The sequence below is a fragment of the Agarivorans sp. QJM3NY_30 genome (genome assembly GCF_050870855.2).
In the GTDB taxonomy this organism is placed as follows: Bacteria; Pseudomonadota; Gammaproteobacteria; order Enterobacterales; family Celerinatantimonadaceae; genus Agarivorans.
In genome coordinates, this window is the sequence record NZ_CP194038.2 from 2128961 (window position 1) to 2150971 (window position 22011).

Genomic DNA, 22011 nt, shown 5'->3' on the forward strand with positions numbered 1-22011 from the left:
AAGAGCCAATTATATACAGTTAAGTGGATTCCCATCTTTCTGCAAATGCATTACCATCTTTCGCGCATGGTCAAAATGGTGATTCACTGATATGCTGTTGATAAAATTGAATATTAAAGGCTGTGTGAATTTCTGTGCTGCGTGATAGGTGGTAACTTCGCATGCGTGAAAGATGGGAATTTGCATATTAATATACTGTTAGCTATCCAAGTCATGAGGTACAAATAAGTTTGGAATCGGAATTCAATATAAGAGAAGCGACATTAGACGATCGGGCTTGTTCAACATCCGAATAAAGTGTTGGCTGCGTGACACCTATTCTAATTTGTATGGATTTTCTAATCAAGGGCGATTCTCATTTCAAGTAGGCTACTTTCAAAACCTGCTTTTTCGTAAGCTCGAATTGCAGCTTGATTGTCAGCATATACATCTAGATATAAATGATGAACATTTTTAGTTTTACTCCAGCGCTTAAGGGAGTTAAGAATCAACTTATTGATACCTTTGCCTCGATAAGCAGGGGCTACATACATAAAACCAAGATAAGAATGATATTCATGTTCCATATATGGCTTTGACTCTTTAATATCCGCGTATCCTGAACCTACAATATTATTATCCATTTCAGCTACAATAACTTTAGCATTTTCAGACAAAATTAATTCTTTTAAATCATAATATGAAATAGGTTCATCTTTTAAATGTTTATCAAATGAGCGCTCTACAGAAATTATATATTGCTCAAATTCAAGCAGCGTATTCATATCATTTAAATTTGCAGTTCTGATAATAACATCAGTCATATATTACTCCGTGATGGTTAGGAGGATAAACTAACACATAACGTCCACTTCTAGCGACCCCCTGTATCACCAGGGCGGGAGCATACTTTGATGGATTTATAACCCAAAGAAGACTCGTGCCCGATAATCGTCGCTCCATCCCGCTTTCTTCAACTTCACTTTGTGGTGTTAAAGTGGACATCCATGTTAAAGTGGACATCCATATTAAAAACCATAAATACAGTAACAACGTTAGTGAAGTGAACACCACTACAATCATTTAGTTCTGAGGCGATTGTCATGCCGATTAACGGCTAAATTCACAGTAGGTGACTCAGTTTGGTGATTTCTGGGCCAATGTGCGCCTCAGCAAGGTATCACCACCGATACAATACTGATGATTAAGACATAGTTCGAAAGTAAGCTCGCGCTTAAGCGCGGTTTAGCAAACGTTTGCTGCAACTTAAACCGGCCGTTCGTTTATGTCCCATATGCTGATGGTATTCCCTGAGCAAGCTTTCTTGACCGACTGCCCCAGAAAAGTGCCGTTCAAACTCACCGCTTAAAATCAGCCACTGCGCTTCATTTATCCCTAAGCGTTGGATGATGGAACTTTCGCCACTGTCGATGTCACCCCGTTTATCCTCTCTTACCATGCGTCCGGTCATATCAACCAACTCAAGATAGTCTTTCAGCTCAAAGGGTAAGCCTTGGGGCATCGGCTCTCTTGGGTTACCCACAAAGGGAAACAGGTTTGTTGCCTGGGCTTGTTTTAGCTGAGCGGCTTTTGCTCGTCGCTGTACGCTGGTATGGGCCGAGTCCTCTGGTGTACTTGCCATCTTGGCTCTGATGGGGTTTAAGTCTACGTAAGCCATACACGCCATGAGGGCGGCTTCATCCAAAAGCGCTTGGGATTTAAAGCGTCCTTCCCAAAATCGACCGGTACATTGGTCTTCTTGATTGGCGGCTCGCGCAATGTGTTCGTTTAAATGGCGCATAAACCAGCTTAAGTGAAGAGCATGGACATCCATGATAAAAACTACAGGGACAGTAACAGCGTTAGTGAAGTGAACACCACTGCAATTATTTAGTCCTCAGGCTATTGTCATGCCGATTAACGGGTAAGCTTGCCAAAATGGCTCATTTCGTGAAGAGCATGGACATCCATGATAAAAACTACAGGGACAGTAACAGCGTTGGTGAAGTGAACACCACTACAATCATTTAGTTCTGAGGCGATTGTCATGCCGATTAACGGCTAAATTCACCGTAGGTGACTCGGTTTGATAATTTCTGGGCCAATGTGCGTCTCAGCAAGGCAAGGTATCCCCCCATACAAGACTGATGATTGAGGGTGGTTCGAAAGTAAGCTCGCGCTTAAGCGCGGTTTAGCAAACGTTTGCAGCAACTTAAACCGGCCGTTCGTTTATGTCCCATATGCTGATGGTATTCCCTGAGCAAGCTTTCTTGACCGACTGCCCCAGAAAAGTGCCGTTCAAACTCACCGCTTAAAATCAGCCACTGCGCTTCATTTATCCCTAAGCGTTGGATGATGGAACTTTCGCCACTGTCGATGTCACCCCGTTTATCCTCTCTTACCATGCGTCCGGTCATATCAACCAACTCAAGATAGTCTTTCAGCTCAAAGGGTAAGCCTTGGGGCATCGGCTCTCTTGGGTTACCCACAAAGGGAAACAGGTTTGTTGCCTGGGCTTGTTTTAGCTGAGCGGCTTTTGCTCGTCGTTGTACGCTGGTATGAGCAGAGCCCTCTGGTGTACTTGCCATCTTGGCTCTGATGGGGTTTAAGTCTACGTAAGCCATACACGCCATGAGGGCGGCTTCATCCAAAAGCGCTTGGGATTTAAAGCGTCCTTCCCAAAATCGACCGGTACATTGGTCTTCTTGATTGACGGCTCGCGCAATGTGTTCGTTTAAATGGCGCATAAACCAGCTTAAGTCATACAGGCGAGTCCGATACACTTCGGCGGTGGCGCGAATGGCTTGTAGTTGCACCTCACTCAACTGCGGACGTAACTCAAGGTTGAGATACATCTGAGTCAGTAAGGTGCCCTGATGCAAGCTATGCCAGCGTTCTAAGACTTCATCCATTGACCAGGCTTCTGCTTGTTGCGGATTAACATGTAGCACGAGGTGGGTATGATTACTCATGACAGCATAAGCACAAACATCAATGGCGAACACCGACGCCAATTTGAGTAGATAATCCTCGACCCACTGGCGGCGGTGCTCATAGCTTTTACCACTTACCTTGTCTTCGCCACACAGAAACGCCCGTCGAACACAACGGGAAACACAATGATAGTAGAGTGTATCCGATAAGCTCACCTGCGAGCGTCTTGACCGAGGCATAATAATAACTCCCCAAATAAATCACTATTGATAGTTTAGACTATAATAAAGGCGTTTCGTTAGTTGGGGTGGGTGTCTTCTTTGACGTTTTTCGCCATTTGGTTAGTTGGGATGGGTGTCTACTTTGACGCTACTATTGACAGTTTAGACTGTAATAAGCATTTCGTTAGTTGGGGTGGGTGTCTACTATGACGTTTTTCGCCATTTGGTTAGTTGGGATGGGTGTCTACTTTGACGCTAATCTAATAGTAACAACTCTCGGAGAGTTAAGGCATTTTTTGTAAATATTATGACGTAGCTCAATAAGCATTTGGTGTAGAATTTGAATTTCGCGCATCCCGACTGCCTCCGTGTAGGGTTTGATAGAAAAGGTTTTTGGCGAAATTAATGAGATCAAACAACGGGGGGCGCGTCTACTTATATGAATTTCCTAGGGATTATGAGGGGATTCGCTAGCTACGGTGATGAGCACCGTTTGGCTTATTACTTTATAGTTTACTTAAAACTGCAACTTAACCAATCATTAAAGGAAAATATGAAAATATCAATGTTAAAAAATATACTATGCATGCCTATCTTACTTTTGATTCTTATGTCAGTATCATCCGCAAACGCAACTATTATTGAAACTTTTACTAGTGAATCTCATTTTACATCACAGCTAGTTGATTACGATCTTTACAATTTTGACGATTTTCAAGTGAACACCTTAATAAGCACTGAAGTCGAAGGAATTACATTTGCTAATGCAATAGTATATCCAGGTTGCTGTGGAGGAACGTCTAAGTCTGGAGCTAATGTATTGCTAAACAAAGATTTTGTTAATCCAATACAGATTAATTTCGATAGCCTTGTTTTTTCTATTGGCCTTTCAAATACCAGTTTAGCCGATGCAGAGCAATTATCTATTTATGACTCTAATGATTTATTATTGGAGTCTATATATTTAAGAAGTGGTGTCGTTAACTTTGGAGGATTTATTTCAAATGTTGGAATATCAAGAGTGGAAATTAAACCAGCTGCACCTACTAATGGAACAATATATATTGATGATTTAATTGTTGGGCATTCAGGAACAACAAGCGTTCCTGAACCACCTACAATTATATTATTTATGTTGCTTTTGATTTTTATTTTTACCTTTCGTAAATTGAAAGCTAAATAAAAATAGATATCTCATTGAAGATAGAAGATAACAAGACATCCATCTTAACTAGCGAAATGTTAGTCAATATCTAAAATTGTCATTGCGTTTCCCGCTGCGTTCGTTGGACTTTTTTGTGTGGCGAAGACTAACATGCTGGTAAACGCTATGGTAATTCATCCGCGGTGATGACCTTGATTGATGACATTCAATAGGCGCTTCGCCTCTTTTAAGTAGGGCGAAGCCGCTTATTAAACTTTCTCCTAGAAATTAGCAGACATACCAACATAATAAGTGCGTGGCGATTCCACATGACCTAAGGCAATAATATCGTCGCTTAGCTTTTGGTTACTTAGGTTGTCGATCCCTGCGCGAAACTTAAAGCTGTCGTTTAGCTGATAATTTAAGCCGATGTTGATGAGGGTATAAGGTGCTTGGATTAGTTCTTCCCCATTGTCATTTTGTTCGATTATTTTTCGACCGCGATAGTTGGCACTGGTGAATGCTGATAAGTGCTCGCTTGGCTTCCAGTTGAGTTGCAACAGTGAAGAATGCTTATAGCGATTGGTGAGCTGTTGATTGGTAGTCGCATCGCGAGCATCGGTAAAGCTATAGTTTGCTTTAATACTCAACTGTGCTGAAAGCTCAACACTGCTTTCGAGTTCTAAGCCTTGAAATAGGGCTTGCTCTACATTTTCATAGTATTCATAGGGTCTATCGTATTGGCCATCATCGATTTGAGTACCACTACGTTGGATCAGGTTATCGACTTCATTTCTAAATATTGTGGCGGCGAGTGACCACGAGTGCTGATGATATAAAGCCGAGAGTTCGTAGTTGACACTGGTTTCTGGCTGGAGATCTGGGGTACCAACCACATAACAATGGCCGCCACAGCTAGAGAGCGTAAAATCTGGATTCAGCTGTACCATGGTTGGTGCCTTAAAGGCTTTGCCCACACCGCCTTTAATCACTAGATTTGGATTAACTTGGTTAACCAAATAGGCGCGAGGGCTTAGCTCGGTCCCAAAGTCTTGGTGATGGTCGACACGAGCACCTAGCGTGGCGGTCCAGTCTCTCGCAAAGGCCCATTCATCTTGCACAAATAGCGCTTGCTGCTGAACACTAGTTTGTTTGCTATTCGGTAAGTTATTGGGGTCGTCAAGGGAACTATAACGGGCATCACCACCAAAGGTTAAGCTGTGGGTAGCCAGATAAGTGGTGGCTGAAGATTCGAAAATATGATTGGTTTCTAGCGCGTCTTCGCTAGTGGCTTGGCCTTCAACTTTGACTTGTTCGTGAGAATAGCGCGTTTGGCTATCTCCCCAGCGCCAAAAACCGCTGTGAGTCAGTGCTTGACTATGGCGTATTACTTTCTGTTCACTGGCGGTAATCGACGGTTGGCCGCCTTTATTCCCTTCGATTAGGGAGTCTCGAAAGTCATCGCTATAGCTGAGATCCAAATCGATAATTTGCTGATCGTTAAGATACCAAGACAGCGCTCCTTGCATACTTAGAGTATCGCGTTTCTCGATAGCGGTTACATCGGCTCGGTCGTAGGAGCCGTTGCTGGTATTGCCAGTGCCTGTGTAGGGGTTCCAAGAATTTCGATAGCTTTCGTTGAGCGCAAAGCGAGCATATAGCTTGTCGTTGATTAATGCGCCGCCAGTATTTAAGCCAAGTAAGTATTGCTCGCCACCGTTGCCATCGGCTGGGCTTGATAAATTGCCGTTGAGGGTAGATTGCCAAGCATTTTGTGGTGTTTTGGTGATGATATTAATGGTACCGCCCATCCCATCCGAGCCATAGAGCGCCGACATTGGCCCGCGAATAATTTCGATGCGTTCGATGCTGTCGACCGGAATTGTGGAAAGGTCGAAGTCATTTCCTCGCACAATCGCACTGCTAGAGCTCATTCGTCGACCATTCACTAGTACTAATGTATATTTAGCATCCATACCACGAATACTGACTTGCTCACGCCCAGCTCGGCCACTTTCTTTGATGGATTCTACGCCCACCGCTTCTTTAACTATATCTGCCAAGTTGATGTTGGGTTTACTTTGAATTTGTTCGGCGCTAATCACTGAAATAGAGGCAGGGGCTTTTGCCACGCTCGCTTGGGTACGCGATGCCGTGATAACTATCTGTTCAAATTTCTCAGTGGTTTGCTCGCCCTCGTTGGCCAATATGCTGGGGCTACTAAGTGTTGTAAGTGCAGCGACGAAGTAAGTCGGAGCAGTGCGTAAGCGAGCGTTTCCTGACAATGTCATTGGTATATCCATAATGCTAATGAGAATAATTTGCGCTAAAGTCGGTGAATTTCCCGATGAAGTCAACGCGAGTGCCATTGTAAATTTGTATGGTAACTATTCATCTATTGCATACTGGCTCTGATAAGACTAAGCAAAACGTTTAGTTGAGCGGCTTGTCAGCTTTGTTATTGTAAAGTGCTTTAAACTGTTCCCTTACCCAACAACACATTGCGTCGTTATGATGGCGCTTATGCCAGTACAAATAGATGATTGGGTTATTGATTTTTAGTGCTTTTAGGTTTGAGCGGGCCACCAAATTTCGCCCTTGGCAAATGCTGTCGGCAAAGTGGGCAGGCAGCTGGAAAATAATATCACTCACCTCGGCTAGGCAGGCGGCTGCGTTAAAGTTGGTCAGTGTCAGCGGAACTCGAAGCTGTTGCTGCTTTGTTAGTAAGCCGTTATTTCGGAGTTGTTGTTCTAAGGTAAAGCGTTTATCACCTTGAATGGAAATTGCCCCAAAATTGCACTCAAGTAGGTTGTCCAAGTTGATCACTTGCTTGGCTAAGGGGTGATCCTGATTCATCACCAATTTAAATTCCAATTGAGCGATGGGCATGCGATAGAGCTCTTGTTGGCTAGAACTAGGTGTAAATGCAGAGAGTACAAAGTGGGTGCCACCATTTTCCAGGGGACTAAAATGATCTTGCGGGATAGTGTCAACGTCTAGCGTCATATTGGGGGCTTGTTGACGCAGCAGTTTAAAAAAGGGCGGTAGTAGATAGTTGATATCTGGCAGTAGACCGAACATTTTGATGGTTTTTCTACTGTTGGCTGGCTCAAATTGTTGGCCGTCAAACAGGGTTTCCATCTCCGCAATCAGACGCTCTAAATCCTTGAGTAAAACTTTAGCACGATTAGTTAAATCGTAACCTTGATTGGTTCTGACCAGTAGCTCATCTTTAAAAATGACTCTGAGCTTTTGTAGTGCGCGACTCACCGAGGGTTGACTGATGTTGAGAGACCGAGCGGTTTTGGAGACATGCTTTTGATTTAACAGTTGCTGCAATATCAGCAGTAGGTTGAGATCGATACTTCGTAAATTCATAAGATGGATAGCTACTATTAACAATATTCAGTTGACGGATGAAGTCTATTTGTTACTGTTGATGCCAACAAGAATGATTTGCATTTAAATTTAACTTTAAGTTGATCTAGCGCGTGGCTTTGCGATTATTTTTTAGTTTAACTATTTGGATGCTTTATTTTGAACGTGTAATCACGTTGCATATTTTTTGATCTTATAGAGAGTTTGAGTTGAACATGTCTGTCAAAAATCGGTTGTTAGTTTGGGGTAAAGCAGTGCTGGTTACTGCGCTATGTTTGGTGTCTGGCGCAGTATTGGCAGAAAGTCTCACGGTACGTCACCACATGGGGGAACTAAGCCTTGAGAGTTCACCTAAAAGAGTGGTGGTTTTGGGGCATGCCAGCTTAGATTTGGTGGATGCGCTAGGAATTAAGCCCGTGGGTGTTGTTAAAAGCTTGTTACCCGATTACCTAAAGCAATATCAAACCGAGCAATATGGTAGCGCAGGAAGTAACACCGAGGCAGATTTTGAAGCGATATATTCGCTTAAGCCAGACCTGATTATTGCAGAAGCGCGAATGATGAAGGTTTATCAAGAGCTCTCAGCGATTGCACCCACCTATATGTTTTATGTGGAGCCCGGCCACTATTGGCGAGACACCCAAACTAACTGGCGTAATTTAGCCAAGTTGTTCGGTAAGTCAGCTGAAGCAGAAACTTTAATTCAAGGTTTCTCTCAACAATTCACCGCGCAACATCACTTGAGTGAGCAACAACAATTAACAGCGCTCACGGTGATGAATAATGGAAACAATTTAGCCAGTTTCGGAGATAACAGTCGTTTTTCTTTGGTATATCAAGAATTGGGTTTTTTGTCTTCGTTAGCTAAAAATGTTGAATCGACAGTGGGTCCTCACGGAAATCTCATTTCTTTCGAATATATTGCCGATGCAGCGCCCGATGTTTTATTGGTACTAGACCGCGAACAAGCAATAGGACGCAGCTCTGGACGTGCTAAATCACTATTTAATAATCCGTTGGTGGCGAGTACGCCTGCCGCCAAACATCAGCGGATTGTGTTTGTTGATCCCGCAGCTTGGTATTTAAGCGCCGGAGGGCCAAGGGCTACTCAAATCATGTTGGATGATGTTCATAAGGCATTCAATTAATTTAAGGTAGTCCCCTGTCTGGGCAATTTTTACTATGAAAATAAATCGCGTATTGTGCGCACTGCTTGCTTTGTTTAGCTTAGCAAGCTGTTCGCTATTTGTCGGGGTGGCGAGCATTAGCCCGCAAGCCTTATTGCAAGGTGATCACCAAGCTTGGCTTATCTTTATAACAAGCCGCATCCCAAGACTATTGGCCGTTTGTTTGGCGGGCGCTGGTTTAAGCATCGCTGGTTTAATCATGCAGCAAATCGTACAAAATCGTTTTGCTGCACCATCGACCACCGGAACCATCGATTGCGCGATGTTGGGTTATGTGTTGAGCATTATGCTGTTTAGTGATGCGAACAGTTTAGTTCAGCTTGGGGTGATCCTATTATTCTCGCTGCTGGGCACTTTAATCTTTGTACGTTTCCTGCAGCGCTTAAAGTTCAAGAATACGGTGCTGGTTCCGCTCATTGGGATTATGTATGGCAATGTTATTTCTTCGTTAAGCACCTTCATCGCTTATAAATACGATTTAATGCAAACCTTGTCTTCATGGACCGTTGCAAACTTCGCTTCGGTGCTACAGGGGAATTACGAAATTCTCTACTTAGCTTTACCTGTATCACTAGTCGCCTACTATTACGCAAGTCAATTTAGTGCCGCTAGCATTGGTGAAAGCTTCGCTAAAAATATAGGTTTGGATTACCAGAAAATCATCTTGATAGGCGTCATGATTGTTGCATTGTTGGCATCGTCGGTGGTGATGATTGTTGGTGTTATTCCATTTTTAGGTCTAATTGTTCCCAATTTGGTCTCGCTATTCATGGGCGATAATATGAAGCGAAATTTACCTTGGACGGCTTTTTGGGGAGTGGTTTTAGTTCTAATTTGTGATGTACTTGGCCGAGTCATATTGTTTCCCTATGAAGTTCCTATTTCAATGATTATTAGCATTTTGGGTGGGATAACTTTTATTGGATTAGTGTTAAAGGATAAGTCCAATGGCTAATTCGATGAAGGTGACATTACTGGCGATAGCGGCCGCGATTATTATTACATATTTTTTGTCAAAGGGATTAACCCTCGATAATTATCAATTCTTTTTGTCACGGCGGATCCCTAAAGTACTGGCAATGATGCTGGCTGCAGCCGCGATTGGAGCCTCTTCGTTGGCTTTTCAAACCATTACTCATAATAGAATTTTAACGCCTTCTATCCTAGGCTTTGACTCCCTTTACGTGCTGATACAAGTGCTGATTTTACTGCTATTTGGCAGTGCCAGCAGCTTGATGCTGAATAGCAAACTTAACTTTTTAATTGCGACCTTGAGCATGGTGGTTTTAGCCATGGGCCTGTTTACACTTTATTTTCGGCGTAAAAGCAACGATGTGTTTACTTTATTGCTAATTGGCATTGTGTGTAGCAGCTTATTTAGCAGTATGACTAACTTTTTTACGCTGGTGGTTGATCCGAGTGAATTTTCGCTCATTCAGGGGTCGATGTTCGCCAGCTTTAATAATGTGAACGGTGAGTTGGTCTATTGGTGTATCGCTCCCTTACTTTTGGCGCTTAGCTACTTGTATCGACTGTCTGGTCAATTGGATGTATTGCTCTTGGGCGCAGATAACGCCAAAAGCTTAGGGATTGATACACAACGGCTTACCATGAAAGTGATGTTTGTGGTCACAATATTAGTTTCAATCTCTACCGCACTGGTGGGACCGATCTTGTTTTTTGGATTGATTGTGGTGAGTTTGACACATCAATTATTTACGACTTTCAACCATCGTTTCCTGCTGATCGCCTGCTCGTTGTTAGCAACCGTATTGTTGGTTGGTGGACAGTGGTTGGTGGAAAACCTCCTGAGTTTTGAAACCACCCTCAGTGTGATCATTAATTTTATCGGTGGCAGCTACTTTTTGCTGTTGCTGATGCGTAACAAATTTAACTAACGGCTCTCAAGACTAGTCCTATGATAAAACTAACCAGCTTGTCAAAAATCTACAGTAATCACTATGTGGTAAACAACGCCAGTGCACTATTTCCCTTGGGGGAAGTGAGTGCAATCATCGGCCCCAATGGCGCGGGTAAAAGTACTTTGTTGTCGATGGCTAGTCGCTTAACGGACTGTGATGCAGGGGAGGTGCTCATTGCTGGTAAAGAACTGGCGCAGTGGGATAGTGAAGCGCTGGCAAAGCGTTTAGCAGTCTTAAGGCAAGCCAACAATATTCATATGCGTTTTACCGTGCGAGAGTTAGTGGCTTTTGGCCGTTTTCCTCACTCGAAGGGGCGGTTAAACCAGCAAGATCAGCAAATTATTGATCAAGCTTTAGAACATTTAGATATCGAGCATATTCAACAGAGTTATTTAGATCAGCTTAGTGGCGGTCAGCGACAAATGGCTTTTATTGCTATGGTGGTGGCACAAGATACCGATTACATTTTTTTAGATGAACCCCTAAATAATCTGGATATTAAACATTCGGTCGAGATCATGAGTACCCTGCGTCGCTTGGCTCATCAGATGAATAAGGCGGTGGTGATTGTGATCCACGATATTAACTTCGCCTCTTGTTATGCCGATAACATCGTCGCAATGAAAAAGGGCGAGGTGATTAAAAGTGGACCGGTGGCGGAAGTCATCGATGAACAAGTGCTCTCTCAAATTTATGAGATTCCCTTTAAGATCCGGGAAATCGATGGTGAGCGGATCTGCATGTATTATGGAACGGCTATTTAATCGCTTAAGGCACTGTAATAAAAAGAGTTTAACTCGTATTCCACTCGTTAAACTGAACTCGATAATACCGTTGCCTCGGACTTTGATTTTGGAGGCGAGGCCTTAAAGCCGTAATAAATATTAAAGCTGCTTAGTAAGGCAAATAGTCCGATAACTAATCCTAAATGCCAGGCGTAATGCATGCCCATTTTGAGCAATAGCATACTCGCCAGGGCGGCAAACAGCATCTGGCAGCCACCGGCTAAAGCGGCGACAGTACCAGCCTTATCTTTAAAAGGTAATAGTAATAATGTCATGGCGCAGGGCAGGGCAATTCCATTGCCAAGAGCCATTAAAAATTGGCCGCTCATCATCGCCAGCGGTGTTAATGGAGCCATAATCAACCAGATTGCAGCGCAAAGATGAACCACTGGTGAGCAGAACAACATTGCTTTGGTTCCTATTTTTGGCCGAACTCGATTACAAATGAGGCTGCCAGTGAGTAGACCACTGGCCGGTATTAAGGCCCATAAAGCGTATTCTTCCGAAGTCATCCCAATCTGGACTTGCATGATGAAAGGCATCAGTGATACCGAGATCACCACCAAACTGAAGTTAAGCCAATTAATTGCCGCAAAACTGACAAAGTAGCGCGAACGAAACAGTTCAACATAGTCACACACTATTTTTTGTGGCTTAGCCAAAGCAGACTTGGTTTGTAGGGTCTCTGTGAATAAGAAATACAGCAAAACCCAAACTAGCGAAATGTAGCAAAGCAAGCAGATAAACACGCTAAGCCAGCCTAAATTATGATTGATAAACCCACCAATGACAGGCGCGACAATTGGCGTGAATGAGGCGACAACGGTAATCCACGATAGCGCGTTAGGAAGCTCATCCTTAGAATAACTATCTCTTAGCGAGGCTCGTCCTAAAACGGCGCAGCAACCTGCCCCCAAGCCTTGGATAAAGCGGCCTAGCACCAGTAGTTCGAAGTGTTGGCTACCGACCACCGCTACACTTAAACCAAGCAAGGCAAGTAACAGTCCAAATAACAACACCTTACGTCTACCAATTGCATCTGATACCGGGCCATAAATAAATTGTGATGGACCAAAGCCTAGTAGATAAATGGCTATCAGTTGTTGTGCTTCATCGACGCTAATCGAAAAATCTTTGGCTATCCAAGGCAGCGAAGGAAAAACTAAACCCATGCTGAGTTGACCAATGCTTACGACTAAGCTGGCCAACAGAACGGGTTTCCAGTTAAATGAGCGGTTTGTCATCGCGTTACTTCATGTTGTGAGAGAAGGCGTCTGAGTCTTCTTTTTTCAATACTTTGTGACCATCTTCGGTCATCCCTTGTTTCCAATAACTACTGAAATAAGAATTTGAGCGCGGGACTTTTAGCTGGCTAATATACGCCCGTATCTTGCGCATGTCAGTAAATTCGCAAGCACACCAAACAGCAACACTGCCTTGAGGCCATGGATGATTGATCACTACATCTGCTAGCGTTTGCCTGTTGTCTTCTTCAATCAGCCAGTGAATTTGAATGCCTTCTGGTGTTTGGATTGACTGCTTATCGGCTTGATGCTTGAGCAATACGAAGGCTGTTCCTTGGGTGTTGCTCGGCAGTTGAGCTAGTTTTGCTTGCATTGCGGGCAAAGCAGTCATGTCGGCGATCAGCAATACGCTATCGGTATTCATGTCAATCGCTGCATTTGAGTTAGGGCCTGCCAGCTGAATGCTATCACCTACTTTGCAGTGCTGCGCCCAATGGTTGGCATAACCGCCATTTTCTGGGCTCGGCTGGGCATCGCCATGACGCACAAAATCGATGCTCAAGGTTTGTGTGCTTTGATCTAAGGCTTGTACGGTGTAAGTACGTACCACAGGGCGTTGTTCTTCGCTTAACGAACTCAGATCACTGCCACCTTGCGGATGAAATAATAGTTTTAGGTATTGACCTGCGCTATCTTCAGCAAACGACTTGATTGCTTCTCCACTGAGAGTGACCCGCTGCATATTCGGCGATATGGTCTCACTTTTGACCACGGTGAGTTGTTTTAACTGTAATTTTCTTTTCATGATTATTCACTTTGATTCTGTTTGTTGGATTTACGTTTGAGCCGCATATCGCCTAAGTTGCCTTGTTCCGCAATTTTGGCTTTTACGCGCTTCACCGTCGACAGACTGGCGCCACTCTCATCGGCAGTCTGTTGTAAGGTTTTCCCCTCAATTAAGGCTGCTGCGATTTTTTGATGCTTTTCTTGGTCACATTTGCGACCTTGATATTTCTTATTCCATTCGCTTGGATTTTGTCGCAATGCTTCACGGCTCAGTGCTGCTGCTGCGAGTCTGCGACAGCGCTGGTTATTGGCAAAGCCAGTCAATAAAGCATTTATTAAGGATAATTGTTTGCTGTCGGCATGGATGCTGAGTTGTTGGTCATAGGTTTTAATTGTGACCCCTTGTGTCAGCAGTTGGCTTATGGTGCTATGAATATCAGTAAAACTACTACCTAAGCAGTTAATCCACCAAACAATCAGCGTATCTCCAGTTTTGAGTTGCGCCATTAGGGTGCTTAATACCGGACGCTCAAGGGCTGGCACATTACCGCGGATCCCTGTTTCTAACTTCAGTTCGGCTTCTGGGTACTGGCTTTGAATGGTTTGATTTTGTGCTGCCTGCTGTATAAATTTGGGTGACATGCGCGCATAAATATAACTGCGTTCCATGTTTACTCCTCGAGCGTTCGTTGGGTTCTTTTGGTTGAATGGCTCACAATGTACTCCGGTTCATATGGAGTGTAAAGTTAATTTTGAACCCATTTGTTTTTCACTGTTCTATTTCGGTGGTTGTTTGACGACGAAGCTATCCGTTACTTAGCCTGTGATAAGGTATAAGCTAGACCCTGAAAATAGTGTGTATACCCAAGCAAAACAATTTCGCTCATGTTGGCTAAGTTATGCGTTATGTACATCTATTAAATGATAAAAATTCATTTAATACATTATTCAACAAGGATTACACTTCACCTTTGTTTTGTTATTTCAGTCATTTATTCGGAGCATATTTATGTTTAAGGCACTCGTACTCGATCTTGCTGATAAGAAAACCTGCGCTAGCATTTGTCAACTGGAAGACTCGGCGCTTCCAGAGGGAGACGTGGTGGTTAAAGTTGATTATTCCTCGTTGAATTATAAAGACGGCCTCGCAATTACCGGCAAAGGCAGAATTGTTCGTAATTTTCCAATGGTCCCTGGAATTGATTTAACAGGTACCGTAGAAAGCTCTTTAGATCCGCGTTACGCCGAAGGTGATAAAGTGGTATTAACTGGTTGGGGCGTCGGTGAAGGGCATTGGGGGGGAATGGCAGAGAAGGCCAGTTTAAAAGCAGATTGGCTGGTGCCTTTACCCAAAGGATTTGATGGTAAACAAGCCATGATGGTTGGTACGGCTGGTTTCACCGCGATGTTATGTGTACAAGCCTTAATTGATGCGGGGGTCACGCCTGAGTCTGGTGAAATACTGGTGACGGGTGCTAGCGGTGGCGTGGGCTCGGTAGCCGTTTGTCTATTGGCCCAACTTGGATATAGCGTGGCAGCTGTTACTGGGCGTGTTGAACAAAATGGCGAGTTATTGCGTTCTTTAGGTGCCTCTCGGATTATTGATCGAGATGAGTTTGCCGAAGCTGCGCGTCCCTTAGAAAAGCAATTATGGGCAGGTGCGGTAGACACGGTTGGTAGCAATGTATTGGCAAAAGTGTTGGCGCAAATTGATTACAATGGTGCGGTGGCAGCCTGTGGTCTGGCGGGTGGTTTTGACTTACCAACCACCGTGATGCCATTTATTTTGCGTAGTGTGAGCTTATTAGGTATTGATTCAGTGAGTTGTCCGACGGCCAAGCGCATTAAAGCTTGGCAACGTTTAGCTGAATTACTTCCACAAAGTTATTTCCAGCAAGCATGTACCGAAATTGAACTGCCGCAAGTTGCTGCATATGCAGAAGCCATTACCCTCGGTCAGGTGACTGGTCGAGTGGTGATTAAGTTATAATAATTGAGAGCCTTGGTATTGAATACGCCGACAAAGATCGGCGTATTGATTGACGCTTTAGACCAAGCCCATGTCTTGAACTCGTTTACTGATCAGCCGGCTGCACTCTTGTTTAATCAGATTTCGTAGCCACTGCTGTGGCGCAGCATGTTCACAGCGTAAAGGCCAAATTAGTGAATAATCGAAGGGTTCAAATTTAAAGGGTAAAGGTTTGATGAGTAGCTGATGTTTGTCTGCTTGCAAATAAGCTAAATCTGCGGGAACGGTAATGATGATGGGTTGCTTATCGGCAATGGCGATGGCGGCATCTAGGTGATAAGCACGTAATAATAATTTAGGTTTAGGGTGTCCAATCAGGGCTTCGTCAATCAACTGTTTTACGCCGTCACTAATTGCAATCATCGCATGTGGGTAATGGAGATAATTTTGTAAACTGAGTGCTTGCTTGGCTAAAGGATGATGCTTTGAGAGTAAGCAAAATACACTGACTAAGCCTAAGCTTTCACTGAGCAAAGGTGCAACAGGCTTTGTTGGTCGACTTATCGCCATGTCGTAGCCATCACTGGTTAACTGTTTGTTTAATTGGTCGTGTTGTAGCGGAACAAACTCGAGAGTGATGTTAGGCGCTTCTTGATAAATTCGTGGCAAGGCAAAGGGAAGGATCGTTTGCATCGCATAGTCGGTGGTGGCGATCGTGAAGTGTTGTTGGCATTCACTGGGATTAAAATCACTAGGGCTTAAAATTTGCCTTAGCTCTTCTAGGGGATGCTGTAAATGTTGATTCAGCTCGATGGCTCGTTGGGTTGGCACTAAGCCCTGACCCTGACGAATAAACAAGGGATCGTTGAGTAACTCACGTAGACGAGTTAATACTCGACTCATGGCAGATTGGCTTAAATTTAACCTTTGAGCCGCACCGCTTACGCTGCCTTCTTCTAAAAGTATTTTTAATCCGATCAGAAGATTCAGATCGCGTCGATAAATGTCTTCCAATTCCATAGACTAATATTTCACTGTTGCTTTACTTGCTCCGAGACACCCTCAAGCGAGACATTTGTATGAATGACTCTGCATGGTCATTGAATGGAGACGCCAATGACTAGGCTCGTACATGGGTTTCACTATTATTCGCCCAACACTATGCAATTCGTGCCATTACCACTCGATTTTGGGATTGTAAGCTTAGTCCTGAATAATAAGTATTATCTTAGGCTCTGCTCATCGGCAAGAGATCATCATACTAAACGAGTTATTATTTGGCTATTGGCCTCAATATGGTAATAAATTTGTCGCTTATCTCTGTGTTTAAGTATTTTTTATGTATGTTGCTCGATATATTGGTTACTATTAGTCATACTAAAGCCGAATAGTTAATAGCAGTAAAGTGAGTGATAGTTCAGGTCGCTTTATTACTATTAATTTTTATAAAGGTTGTTACATGTCTAACGAATTCAATCAAATAGAAGGGGCATCACGAAGTCTGCATTTACAAGTAGCTAGAGAAATCGCGAGAGGGATCTTATCCGGCGCTTTGGCTCAAGGAAGTATTATTCCTGGAGAAATAGCCCTTTGCGAACAATTTGGCGTTAGCCGAACGGCTTTGCGTGAAGCGATTAAATTGCTCAATTCTAAAGGTTTATTGGAATCTAGGCCGAAGATAGGCACGCGTGTTCGTGATCGGGAACATTGGAACTTCCTCGACGCACAGTTACTCGACTGGATGATGGGTTTAAGTAATACCGAGAGCGCTTATCATGAATTTTTGACACTACGTTGTGCTATTGAGCCTGAAGCAGCGGCTTTAGCCGCGCGTAATGCAAGTGCAGAACAGCGGATGCAGTTATCTGCGGTATTTCAGCAAATGTCGAATGTTGCGAGTGGAGTAGACTCGGAGACAAAATGGACCGATGTAGATATGGAATTCCATCGCTTGGTCTTTTTATCAACCGGAAATAGTTTTTATATTCCTTTTGCAAATGTATTGCGTACGATGTTTGTTGGTTTTATTGATCATGCCTCTCAAGAAGGGGATAAAACTTGTATCGAAGAGCATAAAGCGGTTTACGATGCGATTATGGCGGGTAATGCCGAAAAGGCACGTCAGGCGAATATCGATTTGCTGAACATTAGTAAGGCACAACTGGCAAGCGGTGTAGCTTAGTGTTAAAGCCGAGTTTATGAATATAAACTCGGCCATTTTATTGCTTTGCTTAGTGGTTAATGGCAAAACCTAAACCCAAACTTTGGTTGTGTTTATTGTAATCAATCAGTGATTCTCCATAACCGTTAAAATACTTTAGGTATATCGACAGCTCAGAGCTGATTGGATAAGACCAGCGCACGTCGATGGCACCTTTGTTATCTCGTTTTAGATTGTTACGGGCGAGTAGGTTTAAACGATGATACTGACTAAATTCTAAATCTACGCTTAGCTCGCCATAACCGTAATAGTCTTCCATATTCGGGTTATCATCATCCTCAGCCTCTTCTTTAAATCGATACCAAGGTTTGATTGCCAGATTGAGTTTGCCAATATCTAATGGTTCTCCTAAATCGAAATTAAACTCAGTGTAGATCCGGTTCCAAGAGCGTGAACGTAGCTGTGCCTGTCCGTTTGATTCGTGCACCAAACCTAGCCTTACCCAGCTTGGCGACCATGCGGTTTGACTTAAATCGTTGTCTGGTTGATTCCATTGATAGAATATCTCTGGCTCATAGTTGGTTTCTCTGATTGAATCGCCAGAGCGTTTGTAGGGCTGCCAGAAAGTTTGCTGGCTATAAGCAATGTTTATATTGTCGTTGTCGGTGAACAGCTTGAAGGGCAGCATGATCCCAAAGCTAATTTGAAACTCAACTTCCATGTTCTCGGGCTGTTCGCCGCTGAGCCCACCTTTTAAATCGGGAATACTGGGCGAGGGATTGTATTTGACAGGAAGAATGTAGTTATCGCGGAAAAGACTCATTCCTGCATATTGCCATATTTCGTGATTTTGGATGAGGTCATCACTGGCTGGGATACGGTTTAGACTGAGCCCTAATCCAAAGGATTGATTGTGGAAATTGTAGTCGAGTAAAGATTCACCATAACCATTAAAGTATTTAGCATATAGGGAAAAAGACTGAGAGACGCAGTAGGATAAACGTAAGTCAAATGCGCCTTTGTTATTTGATTTTAGGTTGTTTCGCCCCATGACTCTGACTTTATTTGGGCAGGTCGGCTCTCCAAATAGATAGGCCATTGATAATTCACCGTAACCATAATAATCAGTAAACTCTTCGCCTTGATTCGTTTCTGGGCCAACTGGTAGCCAAGGTTTGAAACTGAGTTGAAAATTGTTATATGCGGCATCAAATTGTGCATAGACACGTTCCCAAGAGCGAGAAAATTCGTCTTGAGAGCCGTTGGCTTGATGACTAAATCCTAGACTAACAGCTTTCAGTTGCCAGCGATTCTTGACGATGCTTTTGTCATTTGGTAACCAAGTGTAGATGAGTTCTGGTTCGTAGTTGGTATCACGGAAGGGCGCAGATACCGGCTTGTTATAGACTTGCCAGAAGCTTTGTTGCGTATAGGCAATACTCAGGTAATCTCGATTGTTGAATAGGGTACTCTTAAGAATTAATTTGCCGCTGATCTGAAACTCGGACTCCAATTTGTCAATCACCTGTTCATCTGTTGAGAGTTCGCTGGCCAGACGGGTTGAGTAATCTGCTAAGGCGGGCGGATCCGGATTGTATTTGGCAAATAGAATGTAAGTATCTCTATAAGCGACCAATCTGGGGGGGGGATCCGCATTATTCGCTTTTGCTATTGTTACGTTAAAAATGATAACCAACATAAGCGAGGTAATCGTTAATTTAGCCATATCTTCCCTGATGGTTAATCGTGTGAGCTGAAAGGTTCACTTATTTTTGGTGTTTGATTTTTGTTCAACTTAAAAGCATTTTGGCTACGGAGTAGACATAAATTGACTCATTATTTTTCGATGGTAGCGGTAAATGGGGAAAGATGCGAGTTAAGGTAAAGTAATTTTTTGGGGTTTTGGGGCGGATTTTAGACACTAATATTTAGGTTATTCTGATTTCATAGGCTAGATTTGGATATTGATGCTGCGATGAGTCATCGTGCAGCGAAAATATCAGCTTGCGCATAGGCTTGCTCAAGCTTGAGTCCATACCTTCCAATGTAAATAGGGGCAAACCTCTCCTTCAAAGTAAACTTACCCGCAGGATCTTGCTATCCATCTTGCTATCCATCTTGTTATGCTGATATTTGCTTGACTAGCTTTTGCTGCACAGCAGTGGTATCAATAAACCGAGAACAATAAATTAGCTTGTGTGAGTTGATTGAAGAAAAACTGGGCAAGTAAATGAAAGATAAGGTTTTAGCGTTTAGTCAAATGTCTCCGGATTACTTAGTGCATCAACAATTCCCGACAGCTTATCAAGCTGGCTGTTCGTTATTTAATTCACCTATATTTCTACAAGCACTGGAACAACAGCGTTGTGTTGGCGATAACAGCGGTTGGTTGCCGCGTCATATAGAATTGTGTGACGCTCAAATACTTATTCCAAGTTATATCAAACAACATAGTTATGGGGAGTATGTATTTGATTGGAGCTGGGCCGATGCTTACCATCGTTATGGCTTGCAGTATTACCCAAAGTTGGTCTCGGCAATTCCCTTTACGCCAATCACTAGCGAAAAGCATCTGGGTCAGCGATTGTCTGAGGCCGCAGTTAAAGATTGGGTGCAAGTGGTGATAAGTATTTGCCAAGAGCAACAACTCAGTTCGTGGCACTGTAACTTTATTGATGTTGATTTAGCTGAGCAATTGGCAGCGCTTGGCTTAATGATTCGTCATGGAGTGCAGTTTGAGTGGTTCAATCACCAGTATCATCATTTCGATGATTTTTTACAGACTTTTACGTCGCGAAAACGGAAAAACACCAATAAGGAGCGGCGCACTGCACAAGGTAGTGTTGAGCATATAAATCGTTTAGTCGGTCAACAAATTAGTCAAACAGCACTCGAAGCCTTTTATCAGTGTTATCAAAGTACTTATTTAAAACGTGGACAACAAGGCTACCTTTCTTTTAGCTTCTTTCAGCAGTTGCTCGAACAACTGGGCGATTCTATGTTGCTCGTGACTGCAGAAAATAATCAGCAAATTGTTGCTTCGGCACTATTCTTTTTTGATGCTGATAACTTGTATGGACGATACTGGGGTTGCCTTGAAGAATCCCCCTGCTTACATTTCGAACTGTGCTTTTATCAAGGGATCGAGTTTGCAATAGAGCGAGGTTTAAAACGTTTTAACCCCGGTACCCAAGGCGAGCATAAACTGTTACGGGGCTTCGAACCGGTCACAACTTACTCGGCGCATTATATTAAACAAGCTGACTTTGCGCAGGTTATCGCCGACTTTTGTGCCCAAGAACGCCAACAAATGGTTGAATATGGCCGCCAATGCCAACAACTGTTACCCTTCAAAACAAAACCCGAAACGTAGCTTTATGCTATCTTTAGGCTCGCAAGGATAGTGATTGCCGCAGATGGTCCATATACTAAGGAAGCTAAGATGGCACAATTAGAACTAAAATGTAAATGTGGTCAAGTGAGGGGGCTTGTACAACAGCTTAAGCCCAATCAAGGCACTCATTTATGCTGTTATTGTAAAGATTGCCAAGCTTTTGCCGCTCAGTTGCAAGCTGAAACGGCCACCCTCAATGAGTTTGGGGGAACCGCTTTATTTCAGATCTATCCCGCTGCAGTTCAAATTATACAGGGCCAAGAGCATTTGGCTTGTCTTCGTTTACATAAAAAAGGCTTATATCGCTGGTATACCAGTTGTTGTGACACGCCCGTGGCTAATACTGTTGGTTTGAATGTCCCCTTTGTTGGACTTATCCATAGCTTTATTGCACCAGATCAAGATATTCAAGAGATTATAGGCCCGTTATATGGTTCAGCTTACCAGCAACAGGCAACCAGTCATTTACCTGAGTCCTTATGGGGTAATAAGTCTCGAGCTCGGATCATTTTTCGGATCATCAGTAAAATGTTACTGTGGAAACTAATGCGCAGGGGGAAACCAAACCCATTTTTTAATGCCAATGGACAGGCGCGAGTTAAACCTAAAATTATTAGCGATGGTCACTAATACCAATCAGATCCATAACCCAGTTAGCGGTGATTTAAGCCCGCAAAAATTAACCGATAAGCAGTTAGATTGGTATAAAAACCTGTAATTTAAGTTGTGATAGCGCTATTTCAAGGCTGCGTATTTATTTATGCGTTCTTTGTTCACGGTATTTTTTCTGGTATCTGTTTTCCGCCACCCAGCATCTGATTTGTTCAATTCAATTTCATCTTCATGTCATTAAGAGCAGCCATGATCTTCTAGTGCGGGTTCATGGTTTGAGGGGTTTTAGATCTTA

18 protein-coding genes and 1 pseudogene are annotated in these 22011 nt (G+C 43.3%); 9 read left to right on the forward strand and 10 right to left on the reverse strand.

The window, feature by feature from the left end; genetic code table 11:
• Window positions 1-338: 338 nt before the first annotated feature.
• From ACRRSX_RS09795 to ACRRSX_RS09805, 3 genes and pseudogenes are all read right to left on the reverse strand, one after another.
• Window positions 339-803, reverse strand: a complete 465-nt coding sequence (locus ACRRSX_RS09795; RefSeq protein ID WP_432453390.1) for a GNAT family N-acetyltransferase — start codon at window positions 801-803, stop codon at window positions 339-341.
• A 410-nt stretch (window positions 804-1213) separates the two neighbouring features.
• A pseudogene (locus tag ACRRSX_RS09800) lies at window positions 1214-1792 on the reverse strand (transposase); the annotation flags it as partial.
• A gap of 367 nt (window positions 1793-2159) precedes the next feature.
• Complete coding sequence (locus tag ACRRSX_RS09805; RefSeq protein WP_432453389.1) at window positions 2160-3152, reverse strand: transposase; 993 nt, start codon at window positions 3150-3152, stop codon at window positions 2160-2162.
• Window positions 3153-3687: 535 nt separating this feature from the next.
• Between ACRRSX_RS09805 and ACRRSX_RS09810 the strand changes: the two genes are divergently transcribed.
• Window positions 3688-4317 carry a PEP-CTERM sorting domain-containing protein gene (locus ACRRSX_RS09810; RefSeq protein ID WP_432453388.1) on the forward strand — a complete coding sequence of 210 codons (630 nt, stop codon included), beginning with the start codon at window positions 3688-3690 and terminating at the stop codon, window positions 4315-4317.
• Between the two features lie 242 nt (window positions 4318-4559).
• Here the strand turns inward: ACRRSX_RS09810 and ACRRSX_RS09815 are convergent, their stop codons facing one another.
• Both ACRRSX_RS09815 and ACRRSX_RS09820 read right to left on the reverse strand, forming a co-directional pair.
• Window positions 4560-6569: a TonB-dependent receptor domain-containing protein gene (locus ACRRSX_RS09815; protein WP_432453387.1), complete on the reverse strand. Its 2010-nt coding sequence runs from the start codon at window positions 6567-6569 to the stop codon at window positions 4560-4562.
• Between the two features lie 142 nt (window positions 6570-6711).
• The gene (locus ACRRSX_RS09820; RefSeq protein ID WP_432453386.1) at window positions 6712-7656 is read right to left on the reverse strand and encodes a LysR substrate-binding domain-containing protein; all 945 of its coding nucleotides are present in this window, start codon (window positions 7654-7656) and stop codon (window positions 6712-6714) included.
• Between the two features lie 215 nt (window positions 7657-7871).
• On the opposite strand from ACRRSX_RS09820, the gene ACRRSX_RS09825 reads away from it, so the two are divergent.
• From ACRRSX_RS09825 to ACRRSX_RS09840, 4 genes are read left to right on the forward strand one after another with little or no spacing between them, the layout of a single operon-like run.
• Window positions 7872-8804 (forward strand): siderophore ABC transporter substrate-binding protein, encoded by a 933-nt coding sequence (locus ACRRSX_RS09825; protein ID WP_432453385.1) that lies wholly within the window; start codon window positions 7872-7874, stop codon window positions 8802-8804.
• A gap of 34 nt (window positions 8805-8838) precedes the next feature.
• The gene (locus ACRRSX_RS09830; RefSeq protein WP_432453384.1) at window positions 8839-9798 is read left to right on the forward strand and encodes an ABC transporter permease; all 960 of its coding nucleotides are present in this window, start codon (window positions 8839-8841) and stop codon (window positions 9796-9798) included.
• Window positions 9791-10741, forward strand: coding sequence for an iron chelate uptake ABC transporter family permease subunit (locus ACRRSX_RS09835; protein WP_432453383.1), 951 nt, complete (start codon window positions 9791-9793; stop codon window positions 10739-10741). Before ACRRSX_RS09830 ends, ACRRSX_RS09835 begins: the two co-directional genes overlap by 8 nt.
• A gap of 20 nt (window positions 10742-10761) precedes the next feature.
• On the forward strand, window positions 10762-11529 hold the full coding sequence (locus tag ACRRSX_RS09840; RefSeq protein WP_432453382.1) for an iron ABC transporter ATP-binding protein: 768 nt from the start codon (window positions 10762-10764) through the stop codon (window positions 11527-11529).
• A 47-nt stretch (window positions 11530-11576) separates the two neighbouring features.
• Here the strand turns inward: ACRRSX_RS09840 and ACRRSX_RS09845 are convergent, their stop codons facing one another.
• The 3 genes from ACRRSX_RS09845 to ACRRSX_RS09855 are packed head-to-tail and all read right to left on the reverse strand — an operon-like array spanning window position 11577 to window position 14249.
• Window positions 11577-12794 (reverse strand): multidrug effflux MFS transporter, encoded by a 1218-nt coding sequence (locus ACRRSX_RS09845; protein WP_432453381.1) that lies wholly within the window; start codon window positions 12792-12794, stop codon window positions 11577-11579.
• Between the two features lie 4 nt (window positions 12795-12798).
• Window positions 12799-13599 carry a siderophore-interacting protein gene (locus tag ACRRSX_RS09850; protein ID WP_432453380.1) on the reverse strand — a complete coding sequence of 267 codons (801 nt, stop codon included), beginning with the start codon at window positions 13597-13599 and terminating at the stop codon, window positions 12799-12801.
• Window positions 13600-13601: 2 nt separating this feature from the next.
• Window positions 13602-14249 carry a recombinase family protein gene (locus ACRRSX_RS09855; RefSeq protein WP_432453379.1) on the reverse strand — a complete coding sequence of 216 codons (648 nt, stop codon included), beginning with the start codon at window positions 14247-14249 and terminating at the stop codon, window positions 13602-13604.
• A 340-nt stretch (window positions 14250-14589) separates the two neighbouring features.
• Between ACRRSX_RS09855 and acuI the strand changes: the two genes are divergently transcribed.
• Window positions 14590-15570, forward strand: coding sequence for an acrylyl-CoA reductase (NADPH) (gene acuI / locus ACRRSX_RS09860; RefSeq protein WP_432453378.1), 981 nt, complete (start codon window positions 14590-14592; stop codon window positions 15568-15570).
• A 57-nt stretch (window positions 15571-15627) separates the two neighbouring features.
• Here the strand turns inward: acuI and ACRRSX_RS09865 are convergent, their stop codons facing one another.
• Entirely contained in the window at window positions 15628-16569 is a 942-nt protein-coding gene (locus tag ACRRSX_RS09865) for a LysR family transcriptional regulator (RefSeq protein WP_432453377.1), read from the reverse strand.
• Window positions 16570-17008: 439 nt separating this feature from the next.
• Between ACRRSX_RS09865 and ACRRSX_RS09870 the strand changes: the two genes are divergently transcribed.
• Window positions 17009-17731 carry a FadR/GntR family transcriptional regulator gene (locus ACRRSX_RS09870; protein WP_432453376.1) on the forward strand — a complete coding sequence of 241 codons (723 nt, stop codon included), beginning with the start codon at window positions 17009-17011 and terminating at the stop codon, window positions 17729-17731.
• A gap of 49 nt (window positions 17732-17780) precedes the next feature.
• Here the strand turns inward: ACRRSX_RS09870 and ACRRSX_RS09875 are convergent, their stop codons facing one another.
• Window positions 17781-19436 carry a phospholipase A gene (locus ACRRSX_RS09875; RefSeq protein ID WP_432453375.1) on the reverse strand — a complete coding sequence of 552 codons (1656 nt, stop codon included), beginning with the start codon at window positions 19434-19436 and terminating at the stop codon, window positions 17781-17783.
• A gap of 504 nt (window positions 19437-19940) precedes the next feature.
• On the opposite strand from ACRRSX_RS09875, the gene ACRRSX_RS09880 reads away from it, so the two are divergent.
• Together ACRRSX_RS09880 and ACRRSX_RS09885 are read left to right on the forward strand one after the other, a co-directional pair.
• On the forward strand, window positions 19941-21083 hold the full coding sequence (locus ACRRSX_RS09880; protein ID WP_432453374.1) for a GNAT family N-acetyltransferase: 1143 nt from the start codon (window positions 19941-19943) through the stop codon (window positions 21081-21083).
• Between the two features lie 69 nt (window positions 21084-21152).
• Window positions 21153-21734 (forward strand): DUF6151 family protein, encoded by a 582-nt coding sequence (locus tag ACRRSX_RS09885; protein WP_432453373.1) that lies wholly within the window; start codon window positions 21153-21155, stop codon window positions 21732-21734.
• The last annotated feature ends 277 nt before the right edge of the window (window positions 21735-22011 follow it).

Coding starts and splice junctions, on each gene's coding strand:
- ACRRSX_RS09795 (WP_432453390.1), bottom strand. CDS start 803: ATGACTGATGTTATTATCAGAACTGCAAATTTAAATGATATGAATACG.
- ACRRSX_RS09805 (WP_432453389.1), bottom strand. CDS start 3,152: ATGCCTCGGTCAAGACGCTCGCAGGTGAGCTTATCGGATACACTCTAC.
- ACRRSX_RS09810 (WP_432453388.1), top strand. CDS start 3,688: ATGAAAATATCAATGTTAAAAAATATACTATGCATGCCTATCTTACTT.
- ACRRSX_RS09815 (WP_432453387.1), bottom strand. CDS start 6,569: ATGACATTGTCAGGAAACGCTCGCTTACGCACTGCTCCGACTTACTTC.
- ACRRSX_RS09820 (WP_432453386.1), bottom strand. CDS start 7,656: ATGAATTTACGAAGTATCGATCTCAACCTACTGCTGATATTGCAGCAA.
- ACRRSX_RS09825 (WP_432453385.1), top strand. CDS start 7,872: ATGTCTGTCAAAAATCGGTTGTTAGTTTGGGGTAAAGCAGTGCTGGTT.
- ACRRSX_RS09830 (WP_432453384.1), top strand. CDS start 8,839: ATGAAAATAAATCGCGTATTGTGCGCACTGCTTGCTTTGTTTAGCTTA.
- ACRRSX_RS09835 (WP_432453383.1), top strand. CDS start 9,791: ATGGCTAATTCGATGAAGGTGACATTACTGGCGATAGCGGCCGCGATT.
- ACRRSX_RS09840 (WP_432453382.1), top strand. CDS start 10,762: ATGATAAAACTAACCAGCTTGTCAAAAATCTACAGTAATCACTATGTG.
- ACRRSX_RS09845 (WP_432453381.1), bottom strand. CDS start 12,794: ATGACAAACCGCTCATTTAACTGGAAACCCGTTCTGTTGGCCAGCTTA.
- ACRRSX_RS09850 (WP_432453380.1), bottom strand. CDS start 13,599: ATGAAAAGAAAATTACAGTTAAAACAACTCACCGTGGTCAAAAGTGAG.
- ACRRSX_RS09855 (WP_432453379.1), bottom strand. CDS start 14,249: ATGGAACGCAGTTATATTTATGCGCGCATGTCACCCAAATTTATACAG.
- acuI (WP_432453378.1), top strand. CDS start 14,590: ATGTTTAAGGCACTCGTACTCGATCTTGCTGATAAGAAAACCTGCGCT.
- ACRRSX_RS09865 (WP_432453377.1), bottom strand. CDS start 16,569: ATGGAATTGGAAGACATTTATCGACGCGATCTGAATCTTCTGATCGGA.
- ACRRSX_RS09870 (WP_432453376.1), top strand. CDS start 17,009: ATGTCTAACGAATTCAATCAAATAGAAGGGGCATCACGAAGTCTGCAT.
- ACRRSX_RS09875 (WP_432453375.1), bottom strand. CDS start 19,436: ATGGCTAAATTAACGATTACCTCGCTTATGTTGGTTATCATTTTTAAC.
- ACRRSX_RS09880 (WP_432453374.1), top strand. CDS start 19,941: ATGAAAGATAAGGTTTTAGCGTTTAGTCAAATGTCTCCGGATTACTTA.
- ACRRSX_RS09885 (WP_432453373.1), top strand. CDS start 21,153: ATGGCACAATTAGAACTAAAATGTAAATGTGGTCAAGTGAGGGGGCTT.